Here is a 24,357-nt window from a genome sequence, read left to right as displayed (position 1 = left end):
TGCAGTGCCCATGCCAGCCTCACTGAAAAATTACCCTCAGCGTAATCAACGGCTTAGCCGACAAGCCGCTTGGCAACACCGTGCAATATGCTGGATCCGCAGCCTTGCGCCAGGGTGTTCTGCAATGCACTATCAGTGTCCATGACCGCCACTACCCTCCCCGACGGCCCCGAGCAAACCCCGCTCACCGCCGACACCGTGTTGCGCTACCACCTGTGCTGGAAGCACCGCGACCTCGACGGCGTCATGGCGCTGTACCACCCCGACATCCAATACCACGACTTCTTCCAGAACCGCGTGCTCGGCATCGATGAGCTGCGCGATTACGTTCGCGCCTCGCTGCCCCACCAGGTCGGCGAAGACATCGTACACAGCGACCGCATCCGCGTGGACGGCTGCACGGCATTCATCCAGTACGAAGTCACGGTCCAGGGTGGTGACGGATTGGTGGCGTTCCAGGCCAGCGAGGCGATCACCGTCAAGGATGGGCTGATCTGGCGTATCAACGAATACGCCACCTTGGTGCGTCGTGATGCCCAAGGCGCCCGCCGCGCCAACCCGCGTTCGGCCACCAGCCGCCTGGGCCTTTCACCGCGCCAGCTCTCCACCATGGCCCAGGACCTGGAGCACTACTTTCAGCGACAGCGCCCCTACCTTGACCCGGAGCTGGACCTGCAACAGGTCGCCGACCACAGCGGCTACAGCCGTAATCAGATTTCCTACCTGCTCAACCAGGTGCTCGGCCAAAGCTTCTACCGTTACGTCAACCAGGCCCGCCTGCAACATCTGTTGGCCAGCCTCGACGCCCAGCACGCGACAACCCCGGTCGACGATCTGGCCTTTGCCGCGGGTTTCAATTCGCTGTCGGCGTTCTACAAGTGCTTCCGCGAGCACACCGGTTTGTCGCCCAAGGCCTATGTGAAGCAGATTTCCCTGCGTGCACGCACGTAAGACAACCCTCCCCACACGCCACTAGGATCGCCCGCAGACCTTTACGGATGTGGAGCCGAACCCGATGCAAGCCTGGCGTACGATCAGCCTTTGGATGGACCAGCTCGAGGAGCCACTCTGCGCCCGCCCGGCCCTGGACCAGGACCTGGAGGTGGATGTATGCATCATCGGCGCCGGCTACACAGGCCTATGGACCGCCTATTACCTCAAGCGCCAGGCGCCACAACTGAACGTCGCGGTGATCGACGCCAATATCGCAGGTTACGGCGCCTCGGGCCGCAATGGCGGCTGGCTGATGGGCAACCTGCTGGGCGAGGACCGGATGCTCGCCACCCTCTCGCCCCAGCAACGCCGCACCAGCACCGATTTGCTGCATGACATCCCCAACGAGGTCCACAGCGTCCTGCAACGCGAAGGCATCGACTGCGACTACCGCAAAGGCGGCGTGCTCTATTGCGCCGCCCGTTACCCGGAGCAGGAACGCAGTCTGCGTGCCTACCTGGATGACCTCTATCGCCAAGGCATGAATGAAGACGACTACCGCTGGCTGGGGCCTGAGGCGTTGAATGGCCAACTGCGGGTGAGCAATGCCTATGGCGCGATCTTCAGCCCGCATGTCGCTACCCTCCAGCCGGCCAAACTCGTGCGCGGCCTGGCCCGTGCGGTCGAACGCCTGGGCGTACTGATCTACGAGAACACCCCGGCCATCGACTGGCGAACCGGCGAGGTACGTACGCCCCAGGCGACGATCCGCAGCCAGTGGATCGTGCCAGCCGTGGAAGGCTACGCCGCCAGTCTGCCGCCGCTGGGACGTCATCAGTTGCCCGTGCAGAGCCTGCTGGTGGCCACCGAACCCCTGCCTGAATCGACCTGGGCACAGATCGGCCTGGATCAGGGCCAGGCCTTCAGCGAGGGCAGCCGCCAAGTCACCTATGGCCAACGCACCGCCGACAACCGCCTGGTATTCGGTGCCCGTGGCGGCTACCGCTTCGGCGGCCGGCTGCGGGAAGACTTCAGCCTTACCGACAGCGAGATCGCCCTGCGCCGCTACCTGTTCGGCGACCTGTTCCCACAGCTCAAGGACGTGCGCATCACCCATTCCTGGGGCGGCAACCTGGGCATGGCCCGGCGCTTCCACCCGCACATGCTGTGCGATCGCCAGCGCGGCATTGCGTTGTCGGGCGGCTATGGCGGCGAAGGTGTCGGCGCCACCAACCTGGGCGGACGCACCCTGGCCGCGCTGATACTCGGCCAGCACAACGCCCTGACCGCGCAGCCTTGGGTGTACGACAACCGCCCGCTGTCGAGCCTGGCCAGCTGGCCGCCCGAGCCCTGCCGCTGGCTGGGCTACAACGCGATCATCCGAAGCTTCGTGCACGAGGACCAGACCCTCGCCCAGCCCGGCAGCGCTCCTTGGCGAAGGCGCCTGGCCAGCACGCTTGCCGACTTCATGGAAGGCTTCATGCGCTGATTCAACCCAAACCAACACACAGGATCCAAGGTCATGAGCATCACCCAGTTCAAGCACACGGGCAGCGTCACCCTGGAAAGCACCAGTCCTGTCGCCGTCCCTCTCGGCGAGCCGGTTGCGGTCACCTCCGTGACCTGCGTCGAGCGCAACGACGGCGTCGAAACCGGCATCTGGGAGTGCACCCCGGGGCGCTGGCGGCGGCAGATCGTGCAGCAGGAGTTCTGCCATTTCATCAAGGGCCGCTGCACCTTCACCCCCGACGGTGGCGAGCCCTTGCTCATCGAAGCCGGCGACGCCCTGATGCTGCCGGCCAACAGCACCGGCACCTGGGATATCCAGGAAACAGTGCGCAAGACCTACGTTCTGATTTTCTGATCCGACGATCGCCTGCCGCCCTTCGATTACAACAAGCACAGCAAGGTATACCGGACATGCGCACCCTCCTGCTCGCCCCTCTGATGCTCGCCACCTGCGTGGCCAACGCCGCCGACTCGGTGAAGATCTACAACTGGTCCAGCTACATCGCCCCCGACACCCTCAAGCAGTTCCAGCAGGCCACCGGCATCCAGCCGACCTATGACGTGTTCGACAGCAACGAGACCCTCGACGGCAAGCTGATGACGGGCAACTCCGGCTACGACGTGGTGTTCCCCTCCAACCACTTCATGGCCCGGCAGATCCAGGGCAAAGCCCTCAAGCCGCTGGACAAGAGCCAGTTGCCCAACTGGCATAACCTCAACCCGGTGCTGCTCAAGGCGCTGGAGGTGAACGACCCGGGCAATCGCTATGGCTTCCCCTACCTCTGGGGCAGCACGGGCATTGGCTACAACATCGACAAGGTCAAGGCGGTACTGGGCGACAATCCGCCGGTGGACTCCTGGGACCTGATCTTCAAGCCCGAGAACATTTCCAAACTCAAAAGCTGCGGCGTTGCCGTGCTGGACAACGGCCCGGAGCTGCTACCGATCGCCCTGCACTACCTGGGCCTGCCGCACCACAGCCAGAACCCGGCCGATTACGACAAAGCCAAGGCGCTGTTGATGCAGGTGCGGCCGTACATCAGCTACTTCCACTCATCCAAGTACACCGGCGACCTGGCCAACGGCGATGTCTGCGTGGTGGTAGGTTTCTCGGGGGATGTGCTGCAGGCGAAGAACCGCGCCGAAGAGGCGAACAATGGGGTGAAGGTGGGCTACTCGATACCCAAGGAAGGGGCGCCGCTGTGGTTCGACATGGTCGCCATGCCCGCCGACGCACCGGACGAAAAAGCCGGCTACGCCTACATGAACTACCTGTTGCAGCCAGAGGTGATGGCCAATATCAGCGACTCTGTGCAGTACGCCAACGGCAACTTGAAGGCAGACAGCCTGGTGGACCCGAAACTCAAGGCCAACAGCATGATCTACCCGAGTGACGAGGTACTGGGCAAGCTGTATGCCCTGGAGGCGATGCCGGCGAAGATCGACCGCATCCGTACACGGATCTGGACCAGTATCAAAGCAGGCAACTGACAGTCGTCAGCGGCAAGCGGCAAGAAGAACGGAGCCCGTTCAGGCTCGCGCCGCTTGAAGCTTGCTGCTGGTAGCTTGCCGCTGCTCTTTAGTGATGCTCGCGAGTGGCGCGGAACTTGATGTCCGGCCAGCGCTCTTCCATCAACGATAGGTTCACCCGGGTCGGCGCCAGGTAGGTCAGGTGACCGCCACCGTCGATGGCCAGGTTCTCCATGGCCTTGTTCTGGAATTCCTCGAGCTTCTTCTTGTCGTCGCAGCTGATCCAGCGCGCCGACCAGACGGTGATGGGCTCGTAGGCACATTCGACCTTGTACTCTTCCTTCAGGCGGCTGGCGACCACATCGAACTGCAGCACACCCACGGCGCCGAGGATGATGTCGTTGCTGCGCTCGGGGAAGAACACCTGGGTCGCGCCTTCTTCGGCCAGCTGTTGCAGGCCCTGGCGCAGTTGCTTGGACTTGAGCGGGTCCTTCAGGCGCACGCGGCGGAACAGTTCCGGGGCGAAGTGCGGAATACCCGTGAAGCCCAGCGCCTCGCCTTCGGTGAACGTGTCGCCGATCTGGATGGTGCCATGGTTGTGCAGGCCGATGATGTCGCCGGCATAGGCTTCCTCGAGCTGTTCACGCTCGGAGGAGAAGAACGTCAGCGCATCGCCGATGCGCAGGTCCTTGCCCAGGCGCACGTGGCGCATCTTCATGCCTTTTTCGTACTTGCCCGAACAGATCCGCATGAAGGCGATGCGGTCGCGGTGTTTCGGGTCCATGTTCGCCTGGATCTTGAACACGAAGCCGGTGAACTTCTCTTCCACAGGCTCGACGGTACGCTCGTGCGCCACGCGGCCCAGCGGACGCGGTGCCCAATCGACAACTGCGTCGAGCACATGGTCGACACCGAAGTTGCCAAGGGCGGTACCGAAGAACACCGGGGTCAGCTGACCGTTGATGAACTCGTCCTGGTTGAACTCATGGCAGGCGCCCTGGACCAGTTCCAGCTGCTCGACGAACGAATCGTACTGGTCGCCCAGGTGCGCACGGGCCTCGTCGGAGTCCAGCTTCTGGATGATCTTGGCTTCGGTGCGCTCATGACCATGACCCGGGGTATAGACCACGATGTAGTCGCCGGTGAGGTGGTACACACCCTTGAAGTCGCGGTAGCAACCGATCGGCCAGGTAATCGGCGCAGCCTTGATCTTCAGGACCGCCTCGATCTCGTCGAGCAGTTCGATCGGGTCGCGGATGTCACGGTCGAGTTTGTTGATGAAGCTGACGATCGGCGTGTCGCGCAGGCGGCAGACATCCATCAGGGCGATGGTCCGCGGCTCTACACCTTTACCGCCGTCGAGCACCATCAGCGCCGAGTCGACCGCGGTCAGGGTGCGGTAGGTATCTTCGGAGAAGTCCTCGTGGCCGGGGGTGTCGAGCAGGTTGATCATGTGCTCGCGGTAGGGGAACTGCATCACCGAGGTGGTGATGGAGATGCCGCGCTGCTTCTCCATTTCCATCCAGTCGGAGGTGGCGTGGCGGTCGGACTTGCGCGACTTCACGGTACCGGCGACGGCAATGGCCTTGCCCATCAGCAGGAGCTTCTCGGTGATGGTGGTCTTACCGGCGTCGGGGTGGGAAATGATGGCGAAAGTGCGGCGCTTCGCGACTTCGGCGGCCTGGTTGGTCATGGGAAATCGCCTGACTTGGGATCAAAAAGGGGCAATATCATACCTGAAGTCGGAGCAGGGCCAAAACCCGCCTGAGGCCATTGGGCATCAGCTTTGAATCTTGCGAGTCGCCGGTGTCGCAGAGAGCCTTCAAGCGTGACCAGTGCATGCCCAGCCATATGCGGTTCAAGCTCAAGTGTTCCGCCGAGAGCCTCGATTCAAGCGAATAACAAGAAAATTGCCCAGCCAAGTCGCCGTACGGCAAACCGCCGAATAGCAGGTACTTCAACGCCTCCACGTGCTATCCACGCTTTTTTATCGCGTGATTTTTCTGAAGAGCCAGTGATTAACACTGGCCAAACGCCTCTTCAGATGGGAACCTTTAACGCCTCGGAGACGTCCACTCCCCTGCAACCCGCCTCGGTTCAGGGCGTGTTTCATCTGCATTTCGGGCCCGACGGGGTTCGGCTCATGGCGTGACCGCCTGTCTTCAGTGCGTCACGCTGCTACTCGCGACCACACTGCCTGGCGCCAGGTATGGCGCCCGCCACGGGAGTGTGTTCGCCGACTGAAAAGGAGTCCGCCTGTGGCTGAACGCTATGGCAAAGGGCTGTTGGGATGGGCCGCCGTGCTCGTCATCCTGGCCCTGCTGGTCCACTGGATCGGCATCGATACCTTCGCGCGTTATCGCGAAGACCTTTGGTTCTATCTGCAAGCGCACCTGGTGCTGGTGCTGGCTTCGATGGCGGCGGCGCTAGCCGTGGGTATCCCCGCCGGCATTGCCTTGAGTCGACCGCACAGGGTCGACAAGGCCGAGCGCTTCATGCAGCTGTTCAACGTTGGCAACACCATCCCTCCCCTGGCCGTCCTGGCCATTGCCCTGAGTGTCCTGGGCATCGGCGCAGGCCCTGCGATCTTCGCCCTGTTCCTCGCCTCCCTCCTGCCCATCGTGCGCAACACCTACGAAGGCCTGAAGAACGTCCCCGCCTCACTCAAGGAAGCGGCCACCGGCATCGGCATGACCGCGCGCCAGCAACTTTGGCAGGTAGAGCTGCCCAACGCTGTGCCGATCATCGTCGGCGGTGTGCGCGTGGCCCTGGCGCTGAACGTGGGCACGGCCCCCCTGGCCTTCCTGATCGGCGCCAACAGCCTGGGCAGCCTGATCTTCCCCGGCATCGCCCTGAACAACCAGCCGCAACTGTTGCTGGGCGCAGCCTGCACGGCCTTGCTGGCACTGGCGCTCGATGCCTTGGTGAGCCTTTCCAGCAAGCGCTGGCTGGAACGCGGCCTGTCCCAATAAAAAGAGGGAACCAATGAACAAGAAAATCGCCTTGCTCCTGGGCGCGGCCATGCTATTCGCAGGGCTCTCCCAGGCCTCGGAAAAACCGCTGATTCGCATCGGCGCGCGGGTCTTCACCGAACAGACCGTGCTCGCTGAAATCACCGCCCAATACCTGCGCGCCAACGGCTACACCGTGCGCGTCACCGAAGGCCTGGGCAGCAACATTGCACGCCAGGCCCAGGAAACCGGCCAACTCGACCTGATGTGGGAATACACCGGGGTTTCGCTGGTCTCCTACAACCACATCGACGAACGCATGCCCAGCGCCGAGGCCACCTACGCCAGGGTCAAGGCACTGGACGCCGAGAAGGGCCTGGTCTGGCTAACCCCGTCGAAATTCAGCAACACCTATGCCCTGGGCCTGCCCCAAGCCGTGGCCAAGGCTTACCCGCAGCTCAACACCATCAGTCAGTTGCAGCGGGTGCTGCGCGACGAGCATGAGCGCAACCACCTGGTGGCACTGGACACCGAGTTCGCCAATCGGCCGGACGGCCTGGTGGGGCTGCGCGAGTTGTATGACCTGCCGCTCGACCGGCGCAACATTCGGCAGATGGACGGCGGCTTGGTCTATACCGCGATGCGCAATAACCAAGTCTTCGCCGGCCTGGTGTACACCACCGACGGGCGCCTGAACGCGTTCAACCTCAAGCTGCTCGAAGACGATAAACACTACTTCCCCGACTACACCGCCGCCCCGGTGGTGCGCCAACAGACGCTCGACGCCAACCCGCGCCTGGCCGACCTGCTCAAGCCTCTGGCCGAGCTGCTCGACGACCAGACCATGCGTGCACTCAACGCCAAGGTCGATGTCGAGCACCAGAGCCCGGCGACCGTGGCCGCGGCATTTCTGCGCGAGCACCCGATCAGCGAGGTACAGCCATGAACCTGCTCGATACGTTCACGCATCTGGACTGGTTCCAAGTGCTGCACCTGACCGGCCAGCACATCACCCTGGTGGGCGTGGCCGTGGGCCTGGCGATCTTGGTCGGGGTGCCCTTGGGGGTCTTGATGACCCGCTTCCCATCCTTGGCTGGCCCCCTGCAGGCCAGCGCCACGGTGCTGCTGACCGTCCCTTCGATCGCCCTGTTCGGCCTGCTGCTGCCGTTCTACTCCAAGTTCGGCCAGGGCCTGGGGCCATTGCCCGCGATCACGGCGGTATTCCTTTATTCGCTGCTGCCGATCATGCGTAACACCTATCTGGCCCTGACCAATGTCGAACCTGGCATCCGTGAAGCGGCGCGCGGCATCGGCATGACCTTCGGCCAGCGCCTGCGCATGGTCGAGTTGCCCATCGCGGTGCCGGTGATTCTCGCCGGCGTGCGCACCGCCGTGGTGATGAACATCGGCGTGATGACCATCGCCGCCACCATCGGCGCCGGCGGCCTGGGTGTACTCATCCTCACCTCCATCAGCCGCAGCGACATGTCCATGCTGCTGGTCGGCGCCGTGCTGGTCAGCCTGCTGGCGATCATCGCCGACCTGCTTCTGCAAACCCTGCAACGTGCCCTGACTCCGGAAGGACTGCGCCCATGATCGAACTGAAGAACCTCAGCAAGACCTTCAACGTCAACGGCAAGGACGTCAAAGCCGTCGACGCGGTCAGCCTCACCGTCAACGAAGGCGAAATCTGCGTGTTTCTCGGCCCCTCGGGCTGCGGCAAGAGCACAACCCTGAAAATGATCAACCGCCTGATCACACCGACCAGCGGCCAGGTATTGATCAACGGCGAGGACACCAGCGCCCTAGACGAGGTGACCCTGCGCCGCCACATTGGCTACGTGATCCAGCAGATCGGCCTGTTCCCGAACATGACCATCGAGGAAAACATCACAGTCGTCCCGCGCTTGCTGGGCTGGGACAAGCAAAGATGTCACGAGCGCGCCCGCGAGCTGATGCACATGATCAAGCTCGAGCCCAAGCAGTACCTGCAGCGCTACCCGCGTGAACTTTCGGGCGGCCAGCAACAGCGGATCGGCGTGATCCGTGCCTTGGCCGCCGAGGCACCGGTGTTGCTGATGGATGAGCCTTTCGGCGCGGTCGACCCGATCAATCGCGAGATGATCCAGAACGAGTTCTTCGAGATGCAACGGGCGCTGAACAAGACCGTGATCATGGTCAGCCATGACATCGACGAGGCGATCAAGCTGGGCGACAAGATCGCCATCTTCCGCGCCGGCAAACTGCTGCAGCTCGACCACCCGGACACCTTGCTGGCCCATCCGGTGGATGACTTCGTGAGCAATTTCGTCGGCCAGGACAGCACCTTGAAGCGCCTGTTGCTGGTCCGTGCCGAGGATGCCGCAGACAATGCCCCGTCCCTGAGCCCCGAGACGCCCGTGAGCGATGCCCTGGAGCTGATGGACGAGCATGACCGCCGCTACGTGGTGGTCACCGATGCGCAGAACCGGGCGTTGGGATACGTGCGCAGACGCGACCTGCATCGCCAGCAAGGGAGCTGTGGCGATTTCCTGCGCCCGTTCAACGCCACCGCAGCCCACGACGAACACCTGCGCATCCTCCTGTCGCGGATGTATGAGTTCAATCGTGCCTGGTTGCCGGTGCTCGATGCCGAGCAGGTGTTCCTGGGCGAGGTGACCCAGGAGTCCATTGCGGCCTACCTGAGTTCGGGGCGTTCGCGTGGGGGCAAGACCAGTATCGTTTCGCCGGCAGAGGCGGTTGTCGCCCTCTAAGAGGCGTGTCGGTTGTGCCGACCGCTTCGCGGGTAAACCCGCTCCTACAGCCAATAGCGTTGTATTTGCGGGAGCGGATTTACCTGCGAGTCAGGCACCACTGGTGTCAGAACCCTACACTGGCCTGCACATAGAAGGTGCGCGGCTCCCCCACATAGAGCCCGGCATTGTTGTCGCTGGAGCGGGTGTAGTACTGCTTGTCGAAGAGGTTCTTCACGCCCGCCGCCAGCTTCAGGTTCGACAGCTGCGGTCCGAAGTCATACCCACCACGGGCATGCCAGGTGACATAACCCGGAATGTCGCCGAACCGTCCATCGGCACTCGGCTCGGTGATGTAGTTGCCGTTGAACTGGCCATTGGTGATCCCCGTGCCTGGCGAGCGCTGCTTGGACTGGGCATAAGCATCCAGATTCCAGGTCCAGCGGTTCATCTCGTAGCGCAGCCCCGCCGTGGCCACCTGGCGGGAGTAGAACGGCAGGTCACGACCTTTGAAGCCAGGGATCTCGCCTTCATAGGTGGCGCGGGTATAGGTGTAGCCTGCATTGGCCGTCAGCCCTTGCAGGCGTGCATCCAACCCGGACAGGTCATAACGCACGGCAGCTTCGATGCCCTGGTGCTTGGTCGCCCCCAGGTTGGTCCAGCCGACCTCGTTGCTGATGTATTGCAGCTCGTCGTCGAAGTCGATGTAGAACGCGGTCAGCTCGCCCGCGAAATGGCCATCGTCATAACGCGTGCCGATCTCGTAGGTCTTGGCCTTTTCCGGCTCCAGGCCATTGGCGGTGCTGTCGCCTTTACCACCTTGCCCAAGCTGGAAGTACTGCAGGCTGCCGAAAGAGGTCTCGTAGTTGGCGAACAGCTTCCAGGCATCGGACAGGTGATACATCACGCTCAATGCTGGCAGGGGTTCGTTGCTGGTGACACTGCGGTTTTTCTCAGGGACGCGCTGGTAGTCTCCATCCAGCACCGGGCGGTCGCGCCAGTCGGTATTGATGTGCTCGAAGCGAAGGCCGGGGGTGATGGTCCAGTTGCCGACGTCGATCTTGTCGTCGACGTAGTAGGCACTGGCTTCGGTGCCCCCGCTGCGGTCCTGGATGACATGGCCGTCGGAACCCGGGACCGGCGTCGGCACGTTGTCGATCAGCGCCAGCTGCGAAGACTGCTCGCGCATGGCTTCCTTCAGGTAGCGATAGCCGACGCTGACTTCCTGGGTGGTGGGGCCGGCGAAGAAGATCCGCGACAGGCGCGGCTCGATGGCGAAGGTATGGTAATTGCGCGGGTACGACGACAGGGTCTTCATGGTGCGGTCGGCGATGGAGCTGCCGCGGAAGCTGTCGGTGTAATAGGTCAGCACTTCGAACTGGGTGGCCTCGTCGAGCTGACGCTGCCACTTGAACGACACGTCCTTGCGACGGCCGGCGAAGTAGTCGTAGTCGCGCACCGACTGGAAGGGGTCTTGGTCGAACTGCGCCTGGGTCAGGCCACCGGGCATGTCGGCCCGACCATCGTAGTAATGGAAGTTGAGCCAGAACTCGTCGCTGTCGGTGGGCGCCCAGTGGGTCTTGAGGATGACGTCGTCGATGTCATTGCCATTGTTGCTGCTGCGGTAACCGTTGCCGTTCACGCCGGTATAGAGCAATGCCACACCCATGCCGTTATCGGCAGTGCCGCCGACAAATGCCGACTCGGTGTGTTTCCAGCCGCCATGGCGAGAGGTTTCCAGCGTTGTGGACAACTCACCCGAAGCTTTCTCCGGGATGGCACGGGTCACGAAGTTGATCACCCCGCCGACGTTCTGCGGGCCATAGCGCACGGAGCCTGCGCCGCGAACCACATCGATGCTGTCGAGGTTGCCCGAGGAAATTGGCGCCATGGACAGCTGTGGCTGGCCATAGGGCGCGAACGCGGCGGGGATACCGTCGATCAACACCGTCGAGCGCGGCGACAGGCGTGATGTCAGTCCGCGCACACCCACGTTGAGCGACAGGTCGCTGCCACCGGTGCCATTGGAATCCTGGACCTGCACACCGGGGATGCCGCGCAGCACGTCGCGTACGTTCATCGCGCCCTTTTCCACCATGGCCTCACGACGCACCACGGTGCGCGCGCCGGGATGGTTCTGTACCACGCTCTGCTGGGCATCCCCCAGCCAGTCGCCGACCACTTTGACGTCGGTGGGCGCCAGCTCAAGGCTGCCGGTGGTCAACACGCCTGCGCTCTCGGCCGGCTTGACCACCACGGTGCCCTGGGACAGCTCATAGGTCAGCCCACTGCCTTGCAATAATTGTTGCAGCGCCTGCTCCGGCGCAAGATTTCCCGAGACCGCCGGGGCCTGCTTGCCCGCCACCAGTTCAGGGCTGAAGAACAATTGCAGGTTGGTCTGTTGCCCCAACTGGCTCAAGGCCGAAGCCAGGGGCTGAGCCTGGATTTGGATCGTCGCCGGCGTTTGTTCGGCGTAGGCATTGGCCGTGGCGGCACTGATCGCCAGGGCCAGCGCGAGGGAAGGCAAACGCAGGAAAGGCTTGTTGTTATTCACGTCGTCGAAGAATCCTGAAAGTCCGGATGAACGCCAACCACACGCAAATGGAAATGCTTGGCAGTTGCAGCTGGCGAGGAAGACGAACGAGTGAAAAAAAACCTGAATTTATTTCGCGATAATTTCGCTGGAGCCGTCGCCGTGGGTCTTGATGGCCACCGGCAAAATGCTCGGCAGGGCCCGAAGCAGCGCGTCGGTGTCATCGACACTGAAGGTGCTGGACAGGCGCAGGCCCGCCGCCTTGCCAGGGGCGACGCGCAGTGGCTGGCTGCGGTAACGGGAGACTTCCGCCACCACCTCGGCCAAGGTGGCGTTATCGAACACCAGCTTGCCGTGACGCCAGGCCGTCACGACAGCCGCATCCACAGGGTACGGCGCCACGACCTGGCCTTGCGGATCGATATGCGCGCCCAGGCCCGCGGTGAGCTGCGCCGATGGACCCGAAGCCCCTTCCACCTTGACGGAGCCCTGTTCCACGGCCACCCGGGTGTGCCCGCGGTCCAGGCGCACATCGAAACGGGTCCCGGTTACGGTGACGCGTCCCTGAGCGGTGTCGACCACGAAAGGCCGTGCGCTGTCGTGGGCGACGCTGAACATCACTTCACCCGCTTCGAGCACGACCTGTCGCTGCCCGGCGCTGTACCTCACGCCCAGGCGAGTCGCGCCATTGAGTTGCAGCTGCGAGCCGTCCGGCAGCTCGATATCACGGCGCTCGCCCAAGGCGGTCTGCAGGTCTTCGCTATGGTTTTCGCGGGTGTATTGCCAGCCACGCCAGCCCAATCCAAGGGCGGCGGCGCCCACTCCCGCCGCCAGGGCCTGCTGCAGGAAACGCCGACGGGGCAGATGCCGCACAGGCTCAGGAACGCACAGCGCCTCCAGGCGCTGGGGCGGGATGTGGTCGGCGGCCTGCCACAACCGCTCGAGCAGGCCGTACTCCTGGCGGTGGCGAGGATCGGCCTTAAGCCACTGATGCAAGCGCGCCTGCAGCTGGGTATCTCCCGGCGCATCCTGGATACGCGCGAACCATTCGGCGGCCTGCTCACGCACGTCTTCGGCGCCGGGCTGTTTCATGCAAAGGGTCTCCTGACTCATCGGGTGGACACATCCAGTTGCTCACGCAGATGCCGGAGCGTGCGGATCATATACTTTTCGACCATGTTCTTGCTCAGGCCCATGCGCTCGGCAATCTCCGCCTGGGTCAGCCCCTCGAGCTTCTGCCAGACGAACACCTGCCGGCAATTGACCGGCAGCTCGGCCAGGGCGCGCTCGACGCTGTCGGCCAGTTCCAGGGCATGCACATAGGCTTCCGGATCACCATTGCCTGCGGCGCCTTCATCGAACATCTCCTCTTCCAAGGCCTGGCGCCGGTCCTCACGGCGGTAACCGTCGACGGCAATGTTGCGGGCCGTCTGGTGCAGGTAGGCGCGCGGCTGCTCGATGACCTCTCGCGGGTTTTCCAGCACCCGCACGAAAGCGTCATGGGCGAGGTCCTCGGCCTGTGGACGGTTGCGCAGCTTGCGCGTCCAGGTGCCGATCAGCTCGTGATAGTGATCGAGGAAGCCTTTGTGTCCAGACATGGTCGAGGCCATCTAGGGGCAGGTGCAAGGTCGCGAATAGTAATGCTTCTCATAAACGACGGCAAATCAACGATGACCCAGCCCGACCTAGAGATCGGTAACAAAAAATTTATAGGAATTTCGGTCGATCTGACGCGCCCCTCAAGTGGCCATAAATATGAACACTTTGGCGCCATCGATCTGTTGCCTTTGCTCGGTCTCGCGTCGCCAAGAGAACACCATGGCGTCTTTTTCGGGGGCTCGCCTCTGAAGGGGGCGGCGCGGTCCATTCCACAATTCTTTACGCTTGGGAACATCGGCCGTTCACACAGGTCGGTTATTCCAGTGGCAGGTGGCCAAAACGCGACGAACGTGCCGGGATTGCCTGTTGATTCTGCATTCCTCACGCCCTAAAGTGCGCGCCGAACGTCCATGCTGGAAACGATCCATCCGGCTCAAGTACTGACGACGAGACAGCAAGGTCACCCGCCGCTCCGCTTCACGGGCACGGTTGACCTTTTTGCTTTCGGCGACATGCCTTGGGAAGTAGGCGAACCAAAGTGGGGATACGGAGGACGTTCAGTTTGCACCACTTAATTTTTCAGTTTGCCCATGGAGTCCCTCAGCATGTCGATCCAGGTCGAAGACTATTTCGCGCGTGACACCTTCCAGAAGATGAAGGCGTTCGCCGACAAGCAGGAAACCCCGTTCGTACTCATCGACACCCAGATGATCAGCCAGGCCTATGACGACCTGCGCGCAGGCTTCGAATTCGCCAAGGTCTACTACGCGGTCAAGGCCAACCCGGCAGTCGAGATCATCGACCTGCTCAAGGAAAAAGGCTCGAGCTTCGATATCGCCTCGATCTACGAGCTGGACAAAGTGCTGGGCCGTGGTGTCACCGCCGACCGCATCAGCTACGGCAACACCATCAAGAAGTCCAAGGACATCCGCTACTTCTACGAGAAGGGCGTGCGCCTGTACGCCACCGACTCCGAGGCGGACCTGCGCAACATCGCCAAGGCCGCACCGGGTTCGAAAGTCTACGTGCGCATCCTCACCGAAGGCTCCACCACTGCCGACTGGCCGCTGTCGCGCAAGTTCGGCTGCCAGACCGACATGGCCATGGACCTGCTGATCCTGGCCCGTGACCTGGGCCTGGTGCCTTACGGCATCTCCTTCCATGTCGGCTCCCAGCAGCGCGACATCAGCGTCTGGGACGCGGCCATCGCCAAGGTCAAGGTGATCTTCGAGCGCCTGAAGGAAGAAGACGGCATCGAGCTCAAGCTGATCAACATGGGCGGTGGTTTCCCGGCCAATTACATCACCCGTACCAACAGCCTCGAAACCTACGCCGAGGAAATCATCCGCTTCCTCAAGGAAGACTTCGGTGACGACCTGCCGGAAATCATCCTCGAGCCAGGTCGCTCGCTGATCGCCAACGCCGGCATCCTGGTCAGCGAAGTGGTGCTGGTGGCACGCAAGTCGCGCACCGCTGTCGAACGCTGGATCTACACCGACGTGGGCAAGTTCTCCGGCCTGATCGAAACCATGGACGAGTCGATCAAGTTCCCGATCTGGACCGAGAAGAAAGGCGAGACCGAAGAAGTGGTCATCGCCGGCCCCACCTGCGACAGCGCCGACATCATGTACGAGCACTACAAGTACGGCCTGCCACTGAACCTGGCCATCGGTGACCGCCTCTACTGGCTGTCCACCGGCGCCTACACCACCAGCTACAGCGCGGTGGAGTTCAACGGCTTCCCGCCGCTGAAGGCCTACTACCTGTAATGCAAGACGGGGCCGCGAGGCCCCGTTTTCATGTGCGCCTTCTTCGTGGGTAAACCCGCCCCATCAAGTCCATTACGGGCCTGGTGGAGCGGATTTACACGAAGGACTGTAAAGACAGACGCCTTCAAGGCTTACGCCTTTGCAGCTCTTGGGCATACCGCGCGGCAAACGCCATCAGCATCGGCCCCGCGTGCTGCAAGGTCACCAAGGCACTGCGCAGAAAATTCAGGTTCCCCTCGACCCGCGCCCGCTCCAACCAAGGCTGGGCCTCGGCCAACTGCCCACGTTCGACCAGTACCATCGCCAGGCTGAACATGCCGCGAAAATCACCCGCCTCAGCCGAACGGCGATACCAGCGCACCGCGCGCACCGGACTGGCAGCGGTGGCGATCCCCTGCTCCAGGTAACGGCCATACAGGTTCATCGACTTGGCATGGCCCAAGTGCGCCGCCTTTTCATAACAGCTCAACGCCAGAGCCTGGTCCACAGCGACGCCTCTCCCGGTAGCCAGCAGGTTGGCATAGTTGTACAGCCCCCAGTCCAGACCGGCGTCAGCCGCCTGGCGATAGTGAGCAGCGGCCATCCGCAGGTCGCTTTCCCCGCCCCAGCCATGCTCCAGGCATCGTCCCAGCATGTTGTGCCCCATGGCGCTTGCGCCTTGGGCCGCTATAGCAAACCACTGCCGCGCCAGCGCCCGGTCCTGCTCGATGCCGCGGCCATCCAGCAGAATCTGCCCGAGCATCAACTGCGCCTCGACAATCCCCCGTTGCGCCGCGGCCAGGATGGCTTGGGCCGCCTTGCCAGGGCTTTGTTCGAGCATGGCTTGCAGACCTGCGATATCGACGACTTCCTCACGACGCAACTGATATGACACGGCTCAGACCTCGGCCCAGCGGCGCAGCAGGTTGTGATAGGTGCCGGTCAGTTGCAGCAACGACGGGTGATCGGGGACATCGGCGGTCAATTGGCGGATGGCATTGTCCATCTCGAACAGCAAGGTACGCTGGCTGTCCTCGCGCACCAGGCTTTGGGTCCAGAAAAACGCCGCATAGCGCGCCCCACGGGTAACCGGATTGACCTTGTGCAGGCTGGTGCCCGGATACAGCACCATGTCGCCGGCCGCCAGCTTGACCTGCTGCACACCATAGGTGTCCTGGATGACGAGTTCGCCACCGTCATAGCTGTCCGGATCGCTCAAGAACAACGTAGAAGAGACATCCGTGCGTATCCGCTCGACGCTGCCCTTGGGCTGACGCAGCGCGTTGTCGATGTGGAAGCCGAAATTGCCGCCTTCGCGGTAGCAGTTGATCAGCGGTGGAAACACCTTGTGCGGCAATGCCGCAGACATGAACAGCGGATTGCGCCACAGACGATCGATCAAGGCGCTGCCGATCTCCTTGGCCAGCGCGTGCCCTTCTGGCAACTGCAGGTTGTGCTTGGCCTTAGCCGACTGATAACCCGCGGTGACCTTGCCGTCGGCCCAGTCCGCCTGCTCCAGCGCCTCACGGATGCGGGAGAGTTCGTCGGCGTCGAACAGACCGGGAATGTGAAGCAGCATGACGGTGGCACCTGAGAGGTAGTAAGGCTGCCAATGATATTGATTCCCTTTTGCACCACACAAGCCCCGCCAGCCGCTTAAGACGTTTCAGCACAGCAAAACCGTAAAGAGAAATTGTAAAGATTGTAAGTTTCTCGCGACTGTTAACGATTCTCAATTGAGACTCGCAATTGCTTGCATTAAGATCCGCCGACTTCAAACCTTGGGGAAGGTTCATCGAAATGCGTCACGTGCCATCTGCTGTGAGTTCACCACGTCTGCTCGCCTCCGCCATCGGCGTTGCCATCACTGCTTCCTCCGCCGCCCAGCTTGCCCTAGCGGCGGAACAGCCAACCGATGGCGTCGTCTCGCTGGATGCCACCAGTGTCAACGCGGCACAGGACACCACCAGCTACAAGACCGACACGGCAACCTCGAAGAAGTACACGGCGCCGCTGCGCGAAACACCCAAGAGTGTCACCGTCATCCCACAGCAGGTCATTCGTGATACGGGCGCAACCAGTCTCGTAGACGCATTGCGTACGACCCCTGGCATCACTTTCGGTGCTGGCGAAGGCGGCAACCCGGCAGGCGACCGTCCGATCATTCGCGGTTTCAACGCAGAAAGCGATGTATTCGTCGATGGCATGCGCGACGTGGCTTCGCAGAGCCGTGAAATCTTCAACGTCGAATCGATCGAAGTCAGCAAAGGCCCTGGCTCGGCCTTCACAGGCGCAGGCTCCACGGGTGGCAGCCTGAATCTGGTCACCAAAACCGCCAAGCTCGGTGATGCCTACAATGGTGGTTTTACTTGGGGCTCTGACCAGACCAAGCGGACCACGTTGGACCTGAACAAGCAGCTGACCGACACTTCGGCGTTTCGCCTGAACCTGATGAAGCACGAAGCCAACGTAGCCGGCCGAGATGATGTGGATGTCAGCCGTTGGGGTGTCGCCCCCTCGTTCGCGTTCGGCCTCGGTACCGATACTCGCGTGACCGTCGGCTACTACCACCTCAAGACCGACGACATGCCGGACTACGGCATTCCGCTCACGCGTAGCGCCAATCGCAGCAAATACAACGTCGACAAACCCGCGCATGTGGACCGCGACAACTTCTACGGCCTGAACGATCGCGACTATCGCAAGACCACCAACGACAGCGGCACGATCAAGATCGAGCACGACTTCAACGAAAACCTGACGCTGTCCAACAGTTTCCGCATGTCGCGTTCAACCTTGGACTACATCGTCACCAACCCTGACGACAGCAAGGGCAACGTGGCCGACGGCACAGTCTACCGTGCGACCAAGAACCGGAATTCGACCTCCAAAGGTTGGGTCAACCAGACCGACTTGAGCGCGAAGTTCAATACCGGTTCCATCGAGCACAGCCTCGTCACTGGTTTGGAGTTCACCTACAGCGATACGCACAACCGTGGTTACGACATCAAATCCGCGGCGGGCAATGGCACCAAGTGCACCCCTGCTTTGCTGGCATCTGGCGACTGCACCAGTCTGCACGATCCGTCTCCAGATGACGCATGGTCCGGCACCATCACCGACAGCAAGGCGTTTACCGACACCGACACCAAGACCAGCGCTGTCTACGTCTTCGACACGTTGAAATTCAATGAGCAATGGTCGTTGAACATGGGGCTGCGCTACGACGACTACCAGACCAAGTCCAGTGGTTACGCCAACGCAGGTCGTAATGGCCCGGCCGGCAGCTTCTCGCGCGAGAACAATACCCACCTGTGGAACTACCAATTGGGCGTGGTCTACAACCCTCTGCCCAATGGCAGCATCTATGCCGCATGGTCAACTTCGAGCAACCCTTCGGGTGAAACCAGCGGCAACGGTGGCTTGGATCTGACGAGAAACAACAGCGACCTCGACCCAGAACGTAACCGCAACTACGAGATCGGCACGAAGTGGGACTTCTTCGATGACAACCTCTCGCTGACCGCTGCACTGTTCCGCACCGACAAGACCAATGCGCGGGTAACGGACCCTGACAATGCCAGCTACCAAGTACTGGACGGTGAACAGCGTGTCCAAGGCCTCGAGTTCACCTACGCGGGCAACCTCACCCAGAAATGGAAGGTCTATGGCGGCTACACCTATATGGAAAGCGAGATCGTGAAGACCACGACCCCGGCGAACAAGGGCAATCACATGCCTAACACGCCTCGTAACAGCTTCACCTTCTGGTCTACCTACGACATCGTTCCGCAACTGACCGTTGGTGCAGGCGCTACCTTCATGGATTCCCGCTTTGGCGATGAAGCCAACTCGGTCGAAGTACCGTCGTACTGGCGTTACGATGCGATGGCGACCTATCGCTTGACCAAGAACGTCGATCTCCAACTCAACGTGCAGAACCTGACCGACAAGCGCTATTTCGATCAGGTGTTCGCTCCGCACTATGCGCACGTCGCACCAGGACGTACTGCACTGATGAGCGCGAACTTCCACTTCTAATCAAGTCGCGCCCCAAAGCCCCGCTCACCTTTCCGGTGACCGGGGCTTTCGCGCACCAAGGCATAATGCTCGCCGCGCCTCGCCCGGCGTCCAGACAAGGTGAATGATGTGGTGAAGAAGTCGCTGTTCCAATTGCACTGGTTCTTTGGCATCACCGCCGGCCTGGTGCTGGCGTTGATGGGCGTCACCGGGGCGGTTTATTCGTTCCAGGAAGAACTGCTGCGCCTGTTCAATCCGCACGTGCTCAAGGTGCAGGTACGCCAGGAAGGCGTGCTACCGCCGGCCGAGCTGGTGCGCCGGGTCGAGGCGGCCCAGGGCGACACCGTCTCGATGCTGTGGGTCGATACCCGTGAGGGCAACGCTGCACGCATTTTCTTCCAGCCGCCACCCGGTGAGCGCCGCGGCCAGATGCGCTATGTCGACCCCTACACCGGCCAGTTCCAGGGTGACGTCACGGGGCAAGGCTTCTTCAATCTGATGCTGCAGCTGCATCGCTTCTTGGCCATGGGCGACACCGGTCGCCAAATTACCGGTGCCTGCACCCTGATGCTGGTGTTCTTCTGCCTCTCAGGCCTGTATCTGCGCTGGCCACGTCAGGCGTTGAACTGGCGGGCATGGCTGACGCTGGAGTGGGCCAAGAAAGGCCGTGCCTTCAATTGGGACCTGCACGCCGTCGCCGGGACCTGGTGTCTGCTGTTCTATCTGCTGTTCGCCCTGACGGGCTTGTTCTGGTCCTACGAATGGTACCGCGAAGGCCTGAACAAACTATTGGCCGAGGCCCCCGCCGCCGGGCAGCAGCAAAAGCGTGGAGAGGGTCGTGGCCGCCACGGCCCGCAGAAGCTCGACAAGGACGCACCGCCTCTGGTGGTGGACTACGACGCCATCTGGACCAGCCTCAAGGAGGCCGCAGGCCCCGGCCTTTTGACTTACAACCTGCGCCTGCCGCCTGCCGGAGGGCGACCGGCGACGCTCTTCTACCTCCTCGAAGGTGCCGACCACGAGCGCGCTTTCAACACCCTCACGCTGGACCCGGCCACCGGCCAGGTGAAACACCACGAGCGCTACGCCGACAAACCGTTCAAAGCGCAGTTGCTGCAAAGCGTCTATGCCTTGCACGTGGGCAGCTACTTCGGCCTGCCAGGTCGGATCATCGTCACCGTGGCCAGCCTGACCATGCCGCTGTTCTTCATCACCGGCTGGCTGCTGTACCTCGATCGCCGACGCAAGAAACGCCAAGTGCAGGCGGCCCGCAGCTCGGTAACCCCCGCCAAGGCCGGTGGCGACAACTGGCTGATCGGTTTCGCCAGCCAGAGCGGTTTCGCCGAACAGCTGGCCTGGCAGAGCGCCGGCCAACTGCAAGCAGCCGGTCTGCCGGTGCAAGTCCGTGCGCTCGCCGAATTGGGTCAAGCCGACCTGCAACAGGCCCGTCGCGCGCTGTTCGTGGTCAGTACCTTCGGCGACGGCGAAGCCCCTGACAGCGCCCGCGCCTTCGAGCGCAAGGTGCTCGGCCAACCGTGGGCGCTGGACCACCTGAACTACGCCGTGCTCGCGCTGGGCGATCGCCAGTACCCGCACTTCTGTGGCTTCGCCCGCAGACTCCAGGCCTGGCTGGGCGAGCGCGGCGCCACCCGTGCCTTCAGCCCAGTGGAAGTGGACAACGCTGATCCGGCAGCCCTGCTGCAATGGCATCAGGCACTCGCCCGACTGACCGGAGCCGAACCGGTGACTGCCTGGCCAGCGCCGTCGTTCGCCAACTGGACCCTGCGCCAGCGCCAATGCCTGAACCCAGGCAGCCAGGGCGCACCGGTCTACCTGCTGGCGCTGCAGTCAGACCAGCCCCACACCTGGGAAGCGGGTGATCTGGTAGAGGTCCTGCCGCGCAACGGTCAACCGCGCATTGACGCCTTGCTCGCCGGCCTGGGGCTGGACGTGACGACCCCGGTGCAACTGGACGGCCTGTGCGAGCCTCTCGGTAAGGCCCTGGCCACCCGCCAGTTGCCGCTGGGCCGGGAACATCTGGTGGGTCTGCATGCCCAGGCAGTGGTCGATGCCTTGATTCCCATCACCCCACGGGAGTACTCCATCGCGTCGATCGCCAGCGACGGCATGCTGGAGCTGATCGTTCGTCAAGAACTGCACCCCGACGGCAGCCTGGGCCTGGGCTCAGGCTGGCTGACTGAATACTTACCGCTGCAGGGCAATGTCACCCTGCGCCTGCGTCGCAACAGCGGCTTCCGCCTGCCGGATGCACCCGCGCCGATGATTCTGATCGGCAACGGCACAGGCCTTGCGGGCCTGCGCAGCCTGCTCAAGGCGCGTATCGCCGCTGGCGAAACACGCAATTGGTTGCTGTTCGGCGAGCGCAACCGCGCTCATGACTTGCTGTGCGGGAACGAGCTGCAGGCCTGGTTGACCGCTGGCGACCTGCAACGACTGGACCTGGCGTTTTCACGGGACCAGGCAGAGAAAGTGTATGTGCAGGATGTCCTGTTGCAGCAGGCCGAGGTGCTCAAGCGCTGGGTGGCCGAGGGGGCTTGTATCTATGTCTGCGGCAGCTTGCAGGGGATGGCCGCTGGCGTGGATGCAGCGCTCAATGGAATCCTCGGGGCCGAGATGGTGCAGCAGTTGATCGAGGATGGGCGGTATCGGCGGGATGTGTATTGATTGAGCAAACCCGCACCTACAGGTATTGCGCTGTCCTGTGGCTCAGCGCAGTACTGGTGGGAGCGGGTTGACCTGCGAAAGATTCAATAATGCAGTTCGAAGGTATCGGCATCCAGGTTGGCCGGGAAACGTGCGCGATACGCCGCCAGCTCCGCCGCCCGGAGCACCACGGTGAACACCCCATCGGCTTCGCCGGCACTGAGCAGGCTCTCCCCTTGGAAATCCAGCACCTGGCTGTCGCCTGAATAGGCAAAGCCCTTGCCGTCGGTGCCGACACGGTTCACTGCCGCCACATAGCACAGGTTCTCGATCCCCCGCGCCGGCAACAGACGGTTCCAGTGCTGACGGCGCGCGGCCGGCCAGTTGGCGGTATAAAGCAAAAGGTCGGTGTCCTGGGCATCACGGCTCCACACCGGGAAGCGCAGGTCGTAGCAGATCAGCGGACGCACGCGCCAACCTTTGAGCTCGAACTGCACCTGGCGCTCGCCCGGTGTGTAGTGCCGGTGCTCGCCGGCCATGCGGAACAGGTGGCGCTTGTCGTAATGCAGGATCTCGCCATCGGGCCGCGCCCACAGCAAGCGGTTGCGGTGGCTGCCATCGGCGGCCTGGATGATCACGCTGCCGGTGATCACCGTATCGAACTTCTTGGCCTGAGCCTTCAGCCATTTGTAGGTGGGGCCATTCTCAGGCTCGGCGAGGCTTTCGGACTCCATGGAGAAGCCAGTGGTGAACATCTCGGGAAGGATCACCAGATCCGCCTCGCCGACCTGGGCCAACAGCTCTTCGAAATGCGCATAGTTGGCCTCGCGGTCGTGCCAGGCCAGGGTTGTCTGCACCAGGGCGACTTTCAGGTTAGGCAGTTGGCTCAGATCGCGCATAGTTTTTCCGCCGCCTGACGCAGCGTCTCCTCACGTTTGGCAAAGCACAGGCGCACCAGGCGTTGCTCGGGGATAGGTTGCTGGTAGAACACCGAAACCGGAATGGTCGCCACGCCGTGCTCACGGGTCAGCCACAGCGACATTTCGACATCACCCAGATCCGGGCGTATCTGCGAATAATCCACCAGCTGGAAGTAAGTACCTGGGGTACGAGTGAAGGTGAAACGCGAGTCCTGCAGCAAGTCGCAGAACAGGTCGCGCTTGGCCTGATAGAAGCCCGGCAACTCATCCAGATGTTCAGGGTGCTCGGCCATGTAGTCGGCCAAGGCACACTGCAAGGGCGTTACACCACAGAAGTTGACGTATTGGTGGACCTTGCGCAACTCCACGCTCAACGCCGGTGGCGCCACCACATAGCCGGTCTTCCAGCCAGTGACGTGATAGGTCTTGCCGAACGAGCTGATCACGAATGCACGTGAGTAGAGCTGCTCATGGGCCAATACACTGGCATGGCGCACGCCGTCATAGATCAAGTGCTCGTACACTTCGTCGCTGACCAGGTAGATATCACGACCTTCGATCAAGTGTGCCAGCTGGTCCAGCTCCTCACGGCTAATCAATGCGCCGCTGGGGTTGTGTGGCGAATTCAGGATGACCATGCGCGTGCGCGGCGTCAGTGCATCGCTGAACTTCTGCCAGTCGATACGGAACTCGCCATCGCACAGTTGCACGTGCACGCAGCGTCCGCCGGCCAGTTCAACGGACGGCTCGTAGCTGTCATAGGACGGATCGAAGACAATCACCTCGTCGCCCGCCTGGATCACCGCCTGGATGGCACAGAAGATCGCCTCGGTGGCACCTGGCGTGATGGTCACTTCCTGATCGGCATCGACCGTCACGCCATACAGGCGTGCGATCTTGGCCGCCACTTGCTGGCGCAAGGCTGGCAGGCCGGTCATCGGCGAGTATTGGTTATGGCCGGCCATGACATGGCGGCACACGGCATCGAGCAGCGCCTGGGGCGCGTCGAAGTCTGGGAAGCCTTGGGACAGGTTGAGCGCACCTGTCTGTACGGCCAACTGCGACATGGTGGTGAAAATGGTCGTGCCGACGTTCGGCAATTTGCTGCGGATCATGAAGCCCTCTTTCCTGAACACTGCATACGGCACGGGGTAGAGCCCGAGCATAGCGGATCGAGCGGTCAGGAAAAAGGACGAAGCCACACGCGAAAAGCTTCAAGCGGCAAGAAAGAGCGGACTCGGTGCACTGCTCTCTCTTGAGGCTTGAAGCTTGAAGCTC

20 protein-coding genes are annotated in these 24,357 nt (G+C 62.2%); 12 read left to right on the top strand and 8 right to left on the bottom strand.

Annotated features, from left to right (window positions below):
- Window positions 1-141: 141 nt before the first annotated feature.
- The 4 genes from R6G97_RS03490 to R6G97_RS03475 all read left to right on the top strand — a co-directional run bounded on the left by R6G97_RS03490 (window position 142) and on the right by R6G97_RS03475 (window position 3,933).
- A complete protein-coding gene (locus R6G97_RS03490; RefSeq protein ID WP_043208151.1) occupies window positions 142-951 on the top strand; it encodes an AraC family transcriptional regulator in 810 nt (269 codons plus the stop codon).
- A gap of 64 nt (window positions 952-1,015) precedes the next feature.
- Window positions 1,016-2,422 (top strand): NAD(P)/FAD-dependent oxidoreductase, encoded by a 1,407-nt coding sequence (locus R6G97_RS03485; RefSeq protein ID WP_317847818.1) that lies wholly within the window; start codon window positions 1,016-1,018, stop codon window positions 2,420-2,422.
- Window positions 2,423-2,455: 33 nt separating this feature from the next.
- The gene (locus R6G97_RS03480) at window positions 2,456-2,797 is read left to right on the top strand and encodes a cupin domain-containing protein (protein ID WP_043208147.1); all 342 of its coding nucleotides are present in this window, start codon (window positions 2,456-2,458) and stop codon (window positions 2,795-2,797) included.
- A 56-nt stretch (window positions 2,798-2,853) separates the two neighbouring features.
- Window positions 2,854-3,933 carry a polyamine ABC transporter substrate-binding protein gene (locus tag R6G97_RS03475; RefSeq protein WP_102081244.1) on the top strand — a complete coding sequence of 360 codons (1,080 nt, stop codon included), beginning with the start codon at window positions 2,854-2,856 and terminating at the stop codon, window positions 3,931-3,933.
- Between the two features lie 88 nt (window positions 3,934-4,021).
- Here R6G97_RS03475 and R6G97_RS03470 read toward each other — a convergent pair whose 3' ends face one another.
- On the bottom strand, window positions 4,022-5,605 hold the full coding sequence (locus R6G97_RS03470; RefSeq protein WP_043208143.1) for a peptide chain release factor 3: 1,584 nt from the start codon (window positions 5,603-5,605) through the stop codon (window positions 4,022-4,024).
- Window positions 5,606-6,170: 565 nt separating this feature from the next.
- Here R6G97_RS03470 and R6G97_RS03465 point away from each other — a divergent pair.
- From R6G97_RS03465 to R6G97_RS03450, 4 genes are read left to right on the top strand one after another with little or no spacing between them, the layout of a single operon-like run.
- The gene (locus R6G97_RS03465) at window positions 6,171-6,884 is read left to right on the top strand and encodes an ABC transporter permease (RefSeq protein ID WP_043208139.1); all 714 of its coding nucleotides are present in this window, start codon (window positions 6,171-6,173) and stop codon (window positions 6,882-6,884) included.
- 13 nt (window positions 6,885-6,897) lie between these two features.
- Window positions 6,898-7,809 (top strand): glycine betaine ABC transporter substrate-binding protein, encoded by a 912-nt coding sequence (locus tag R6G97_RS03460; RefSeq protein WP_253131234.1) that lies wholly within the window; start codon window positions 6,898-6,900, stop codon window positions 7,807-7,809.
- The gene (locus R6G97_RS03455) at window positions 7,806-8,459 is read left to right on the top strand and encodes an ABC transporter permease (RefSeq protein ID WP_043208136.1); all 654 of its coding nucleotides are present in this window, start codon (window positions 7,806-7,808) and stop codon (window positions 8,457-8,459) included. Before R6G97_RS03460 ends, R6G97_RS03455 begins: the two co-directional genes overlap by 4 nt.
- Window positions 8,456-9,616, top strand: a complete 1,161-nt coding sequence (locus tag R6G97_RS03450; protein ID WP_090345298.1) for an osmoprotectant ABC transporter ATP-binding protein OsmV — start codon at window positions 8,456-8,458, stop codon at window positions 9,614-9,616. The genes R6G97_RS03455 and R6G97_RS03450 overlap by 4 nt, the downstream gene beginning before the upstream one ends.
- Window positions 9,617-9,722: 106 nt before the next feature.
- Here R6G97_RS03450 and R6G97_RS03445 read toward each other — a convergent pair whose 3' ends face one another.
- The 3 genes from R6G97_RS03445 to R6G97_RS03435 form a co-directional block, all read right to left on the bottom strand.
- A complete protein-coding gene (locus tag R6G97_RS03445; RefSeq protein WP_182817246.1) occupies window positions 9,723-12,149 on the bottom strand; it encodes a TonB-dependent siderophore receptor in 2,427 nt (808 codons plus the stop codon).
- 108 nt (window positions 12,150-12,257) lie between these two features.
- Complete coding sequence (locus tag R6G97_RS03440) at window positions 12,258-13,220, bottom strand: FecR family protein (protein WP_043208130.1); 963 nt, start codon at window positions 13,218-13,220, stop codon at window positions 12,258-12,260.
- A gap of 17 nt (window positions 13,221-13,237) precedes the next feature.
- Window positions 13,238-13,738, bottom strand: a complete 501-nt coding sequence (locus tag R6G97_RS03435) for an RNA polymerase sigma factor (RefSeq protein WP_317847816.1) — start codon at window positions 13,736-13,738, stop codon at window positions 13,238-13,240.
- Between the two features lie 60 nt (window positions 13,739-13,798).
- On the opposite strand from R6G97_RS03435, the gene R6G97_RS03430 reads away from it, so the two are divergent.
- A complete protein-coding gene (locus tag R6G97_RS03430; RefSeq protein ID WP_317847815.1) occupies window positions 13,799-14,119 on the top strand; it encodes a hypothetical protein in 321 nt (106 codons plus the stop codon).
- A gap of 213 nt (window positions 14,120-14,332) precedes the next feature.
- Complete coding sequence (locus tag R6G97_RS03425) at window positions 14,333-15,496, top strand: type III PLP-dependent enzyme (protein WP_043208127.1); 1,164 nt, start codon at window positions 14,333-14,335, stop codon at window positions 15,494-15,496.
- A 124-nt stretch (window positions 15,497-15,620) separates the two neighbouring features.
- On the opposite strand, the gene R6G97_RS03420 is transcribed toward R6G97_RS03425, so the two are convergent.
- Window positions 15,621-16,370 carry a tetratricopeptide repeat protein gene (locus tag R6G97_RS03420; protein WP_197853155.1) on the bottom strand — a complete coding sequence of 250 codons (750 nt, stop codon included), beginning with the start codon at window positions 16,368-16,370 and terminating at the stop codon, window positions 15,621-15,623.
- Between the two features lie 3 nt (window positions 16,371-16,373).
- Entirely contained in the window at window positions 16,374-17,054 is a 681-nt protein-coding gene (locus tag R6G97_RS03415) for a Fe2+-dependent dioxygenase (RefSeq protein WP_102081242.1), read from the bottom strand.
- A gap of 221 nt (window positions 17,055-17,275) precedes the next feature.
- On the opposite strand from R6G97_RS03415, the gene R6G97_RS03410 reads away from it, so the two are divergent.
- Window positions 17,276-19,516 (top strand): TonB-dependent receptor, encoded by a 2,241-nt coding sequence (locus R6G97_RS03410; RefSeq protein ID WP_070577065.1) that lies wholly within the window; start codon window positions 17,276-17,278, stop codon window positions 19,514-19,516.
- Between the two features lie 108 nt (window positions 19,517-19,624).
- Window positions 19,625-22,180, top strand: a complete 2,556-nt coding sequence (locus tag R6G97_RS03405; protein WP_102081241.1) for a sulfite reductase flavoprotein subunit alpha — start codon at window positions 19,625-19,627, stop codon at window positions 22,178-22,180.
- Between the two features lie 83 nt (window positions 22,181-22,263).
- Here the strand turns inward: R6G97_RS03405 and R6G97_RS03400 are convergent, their stop codons facing one another.
- Both R6G97_RS03400 and R6G97_RS03395 read right to left on the bottom strand, forming a co-directional pair.
- Window positions 22,264-23,058, bottom strand: a complete 795-nt coding sequence (locus R6G97_RS03400) for an amidohydrolase (protein ID WP_043208116.1) — start codon at window positions 23,056-23,058, stop codon at window positions 22,264-22,266.
- A complete protein-coding gene (locus R6G97_RS03395) occupies window positions 23,046-24,194 on the bottom strand; it encodes a pyridoxal phosphate-dependent aminotransferase (RefSeq protein WP_317847814.1) in 1,149 nt (382 codons plus the stop codon). Before R6G97_RS03395 ends, R6G97_RS03400 begins: the two co-directional genes overlap by 13 nt.
- Window positions 24,195-24,357 lie beyond the last annotated feature (163 nt).

The sequence above is a fragment of the Pseudomonas sp. HTZ2 genome, assembly GCF_033173945.1.
In the GTDB taxonomy this organism is placed as follows: Bacteria; Pseudomonadota; Gammaproteobacteria; order Pseudomonadales; family Pseudomonadaceae; genus Aquipseudomonas; species Aquipseudomonas guariconensis.
Note: the sequence above shows the minus strand (reverse complement) of the source record. Positions and strands in the feature narration are given on the sequence as shown.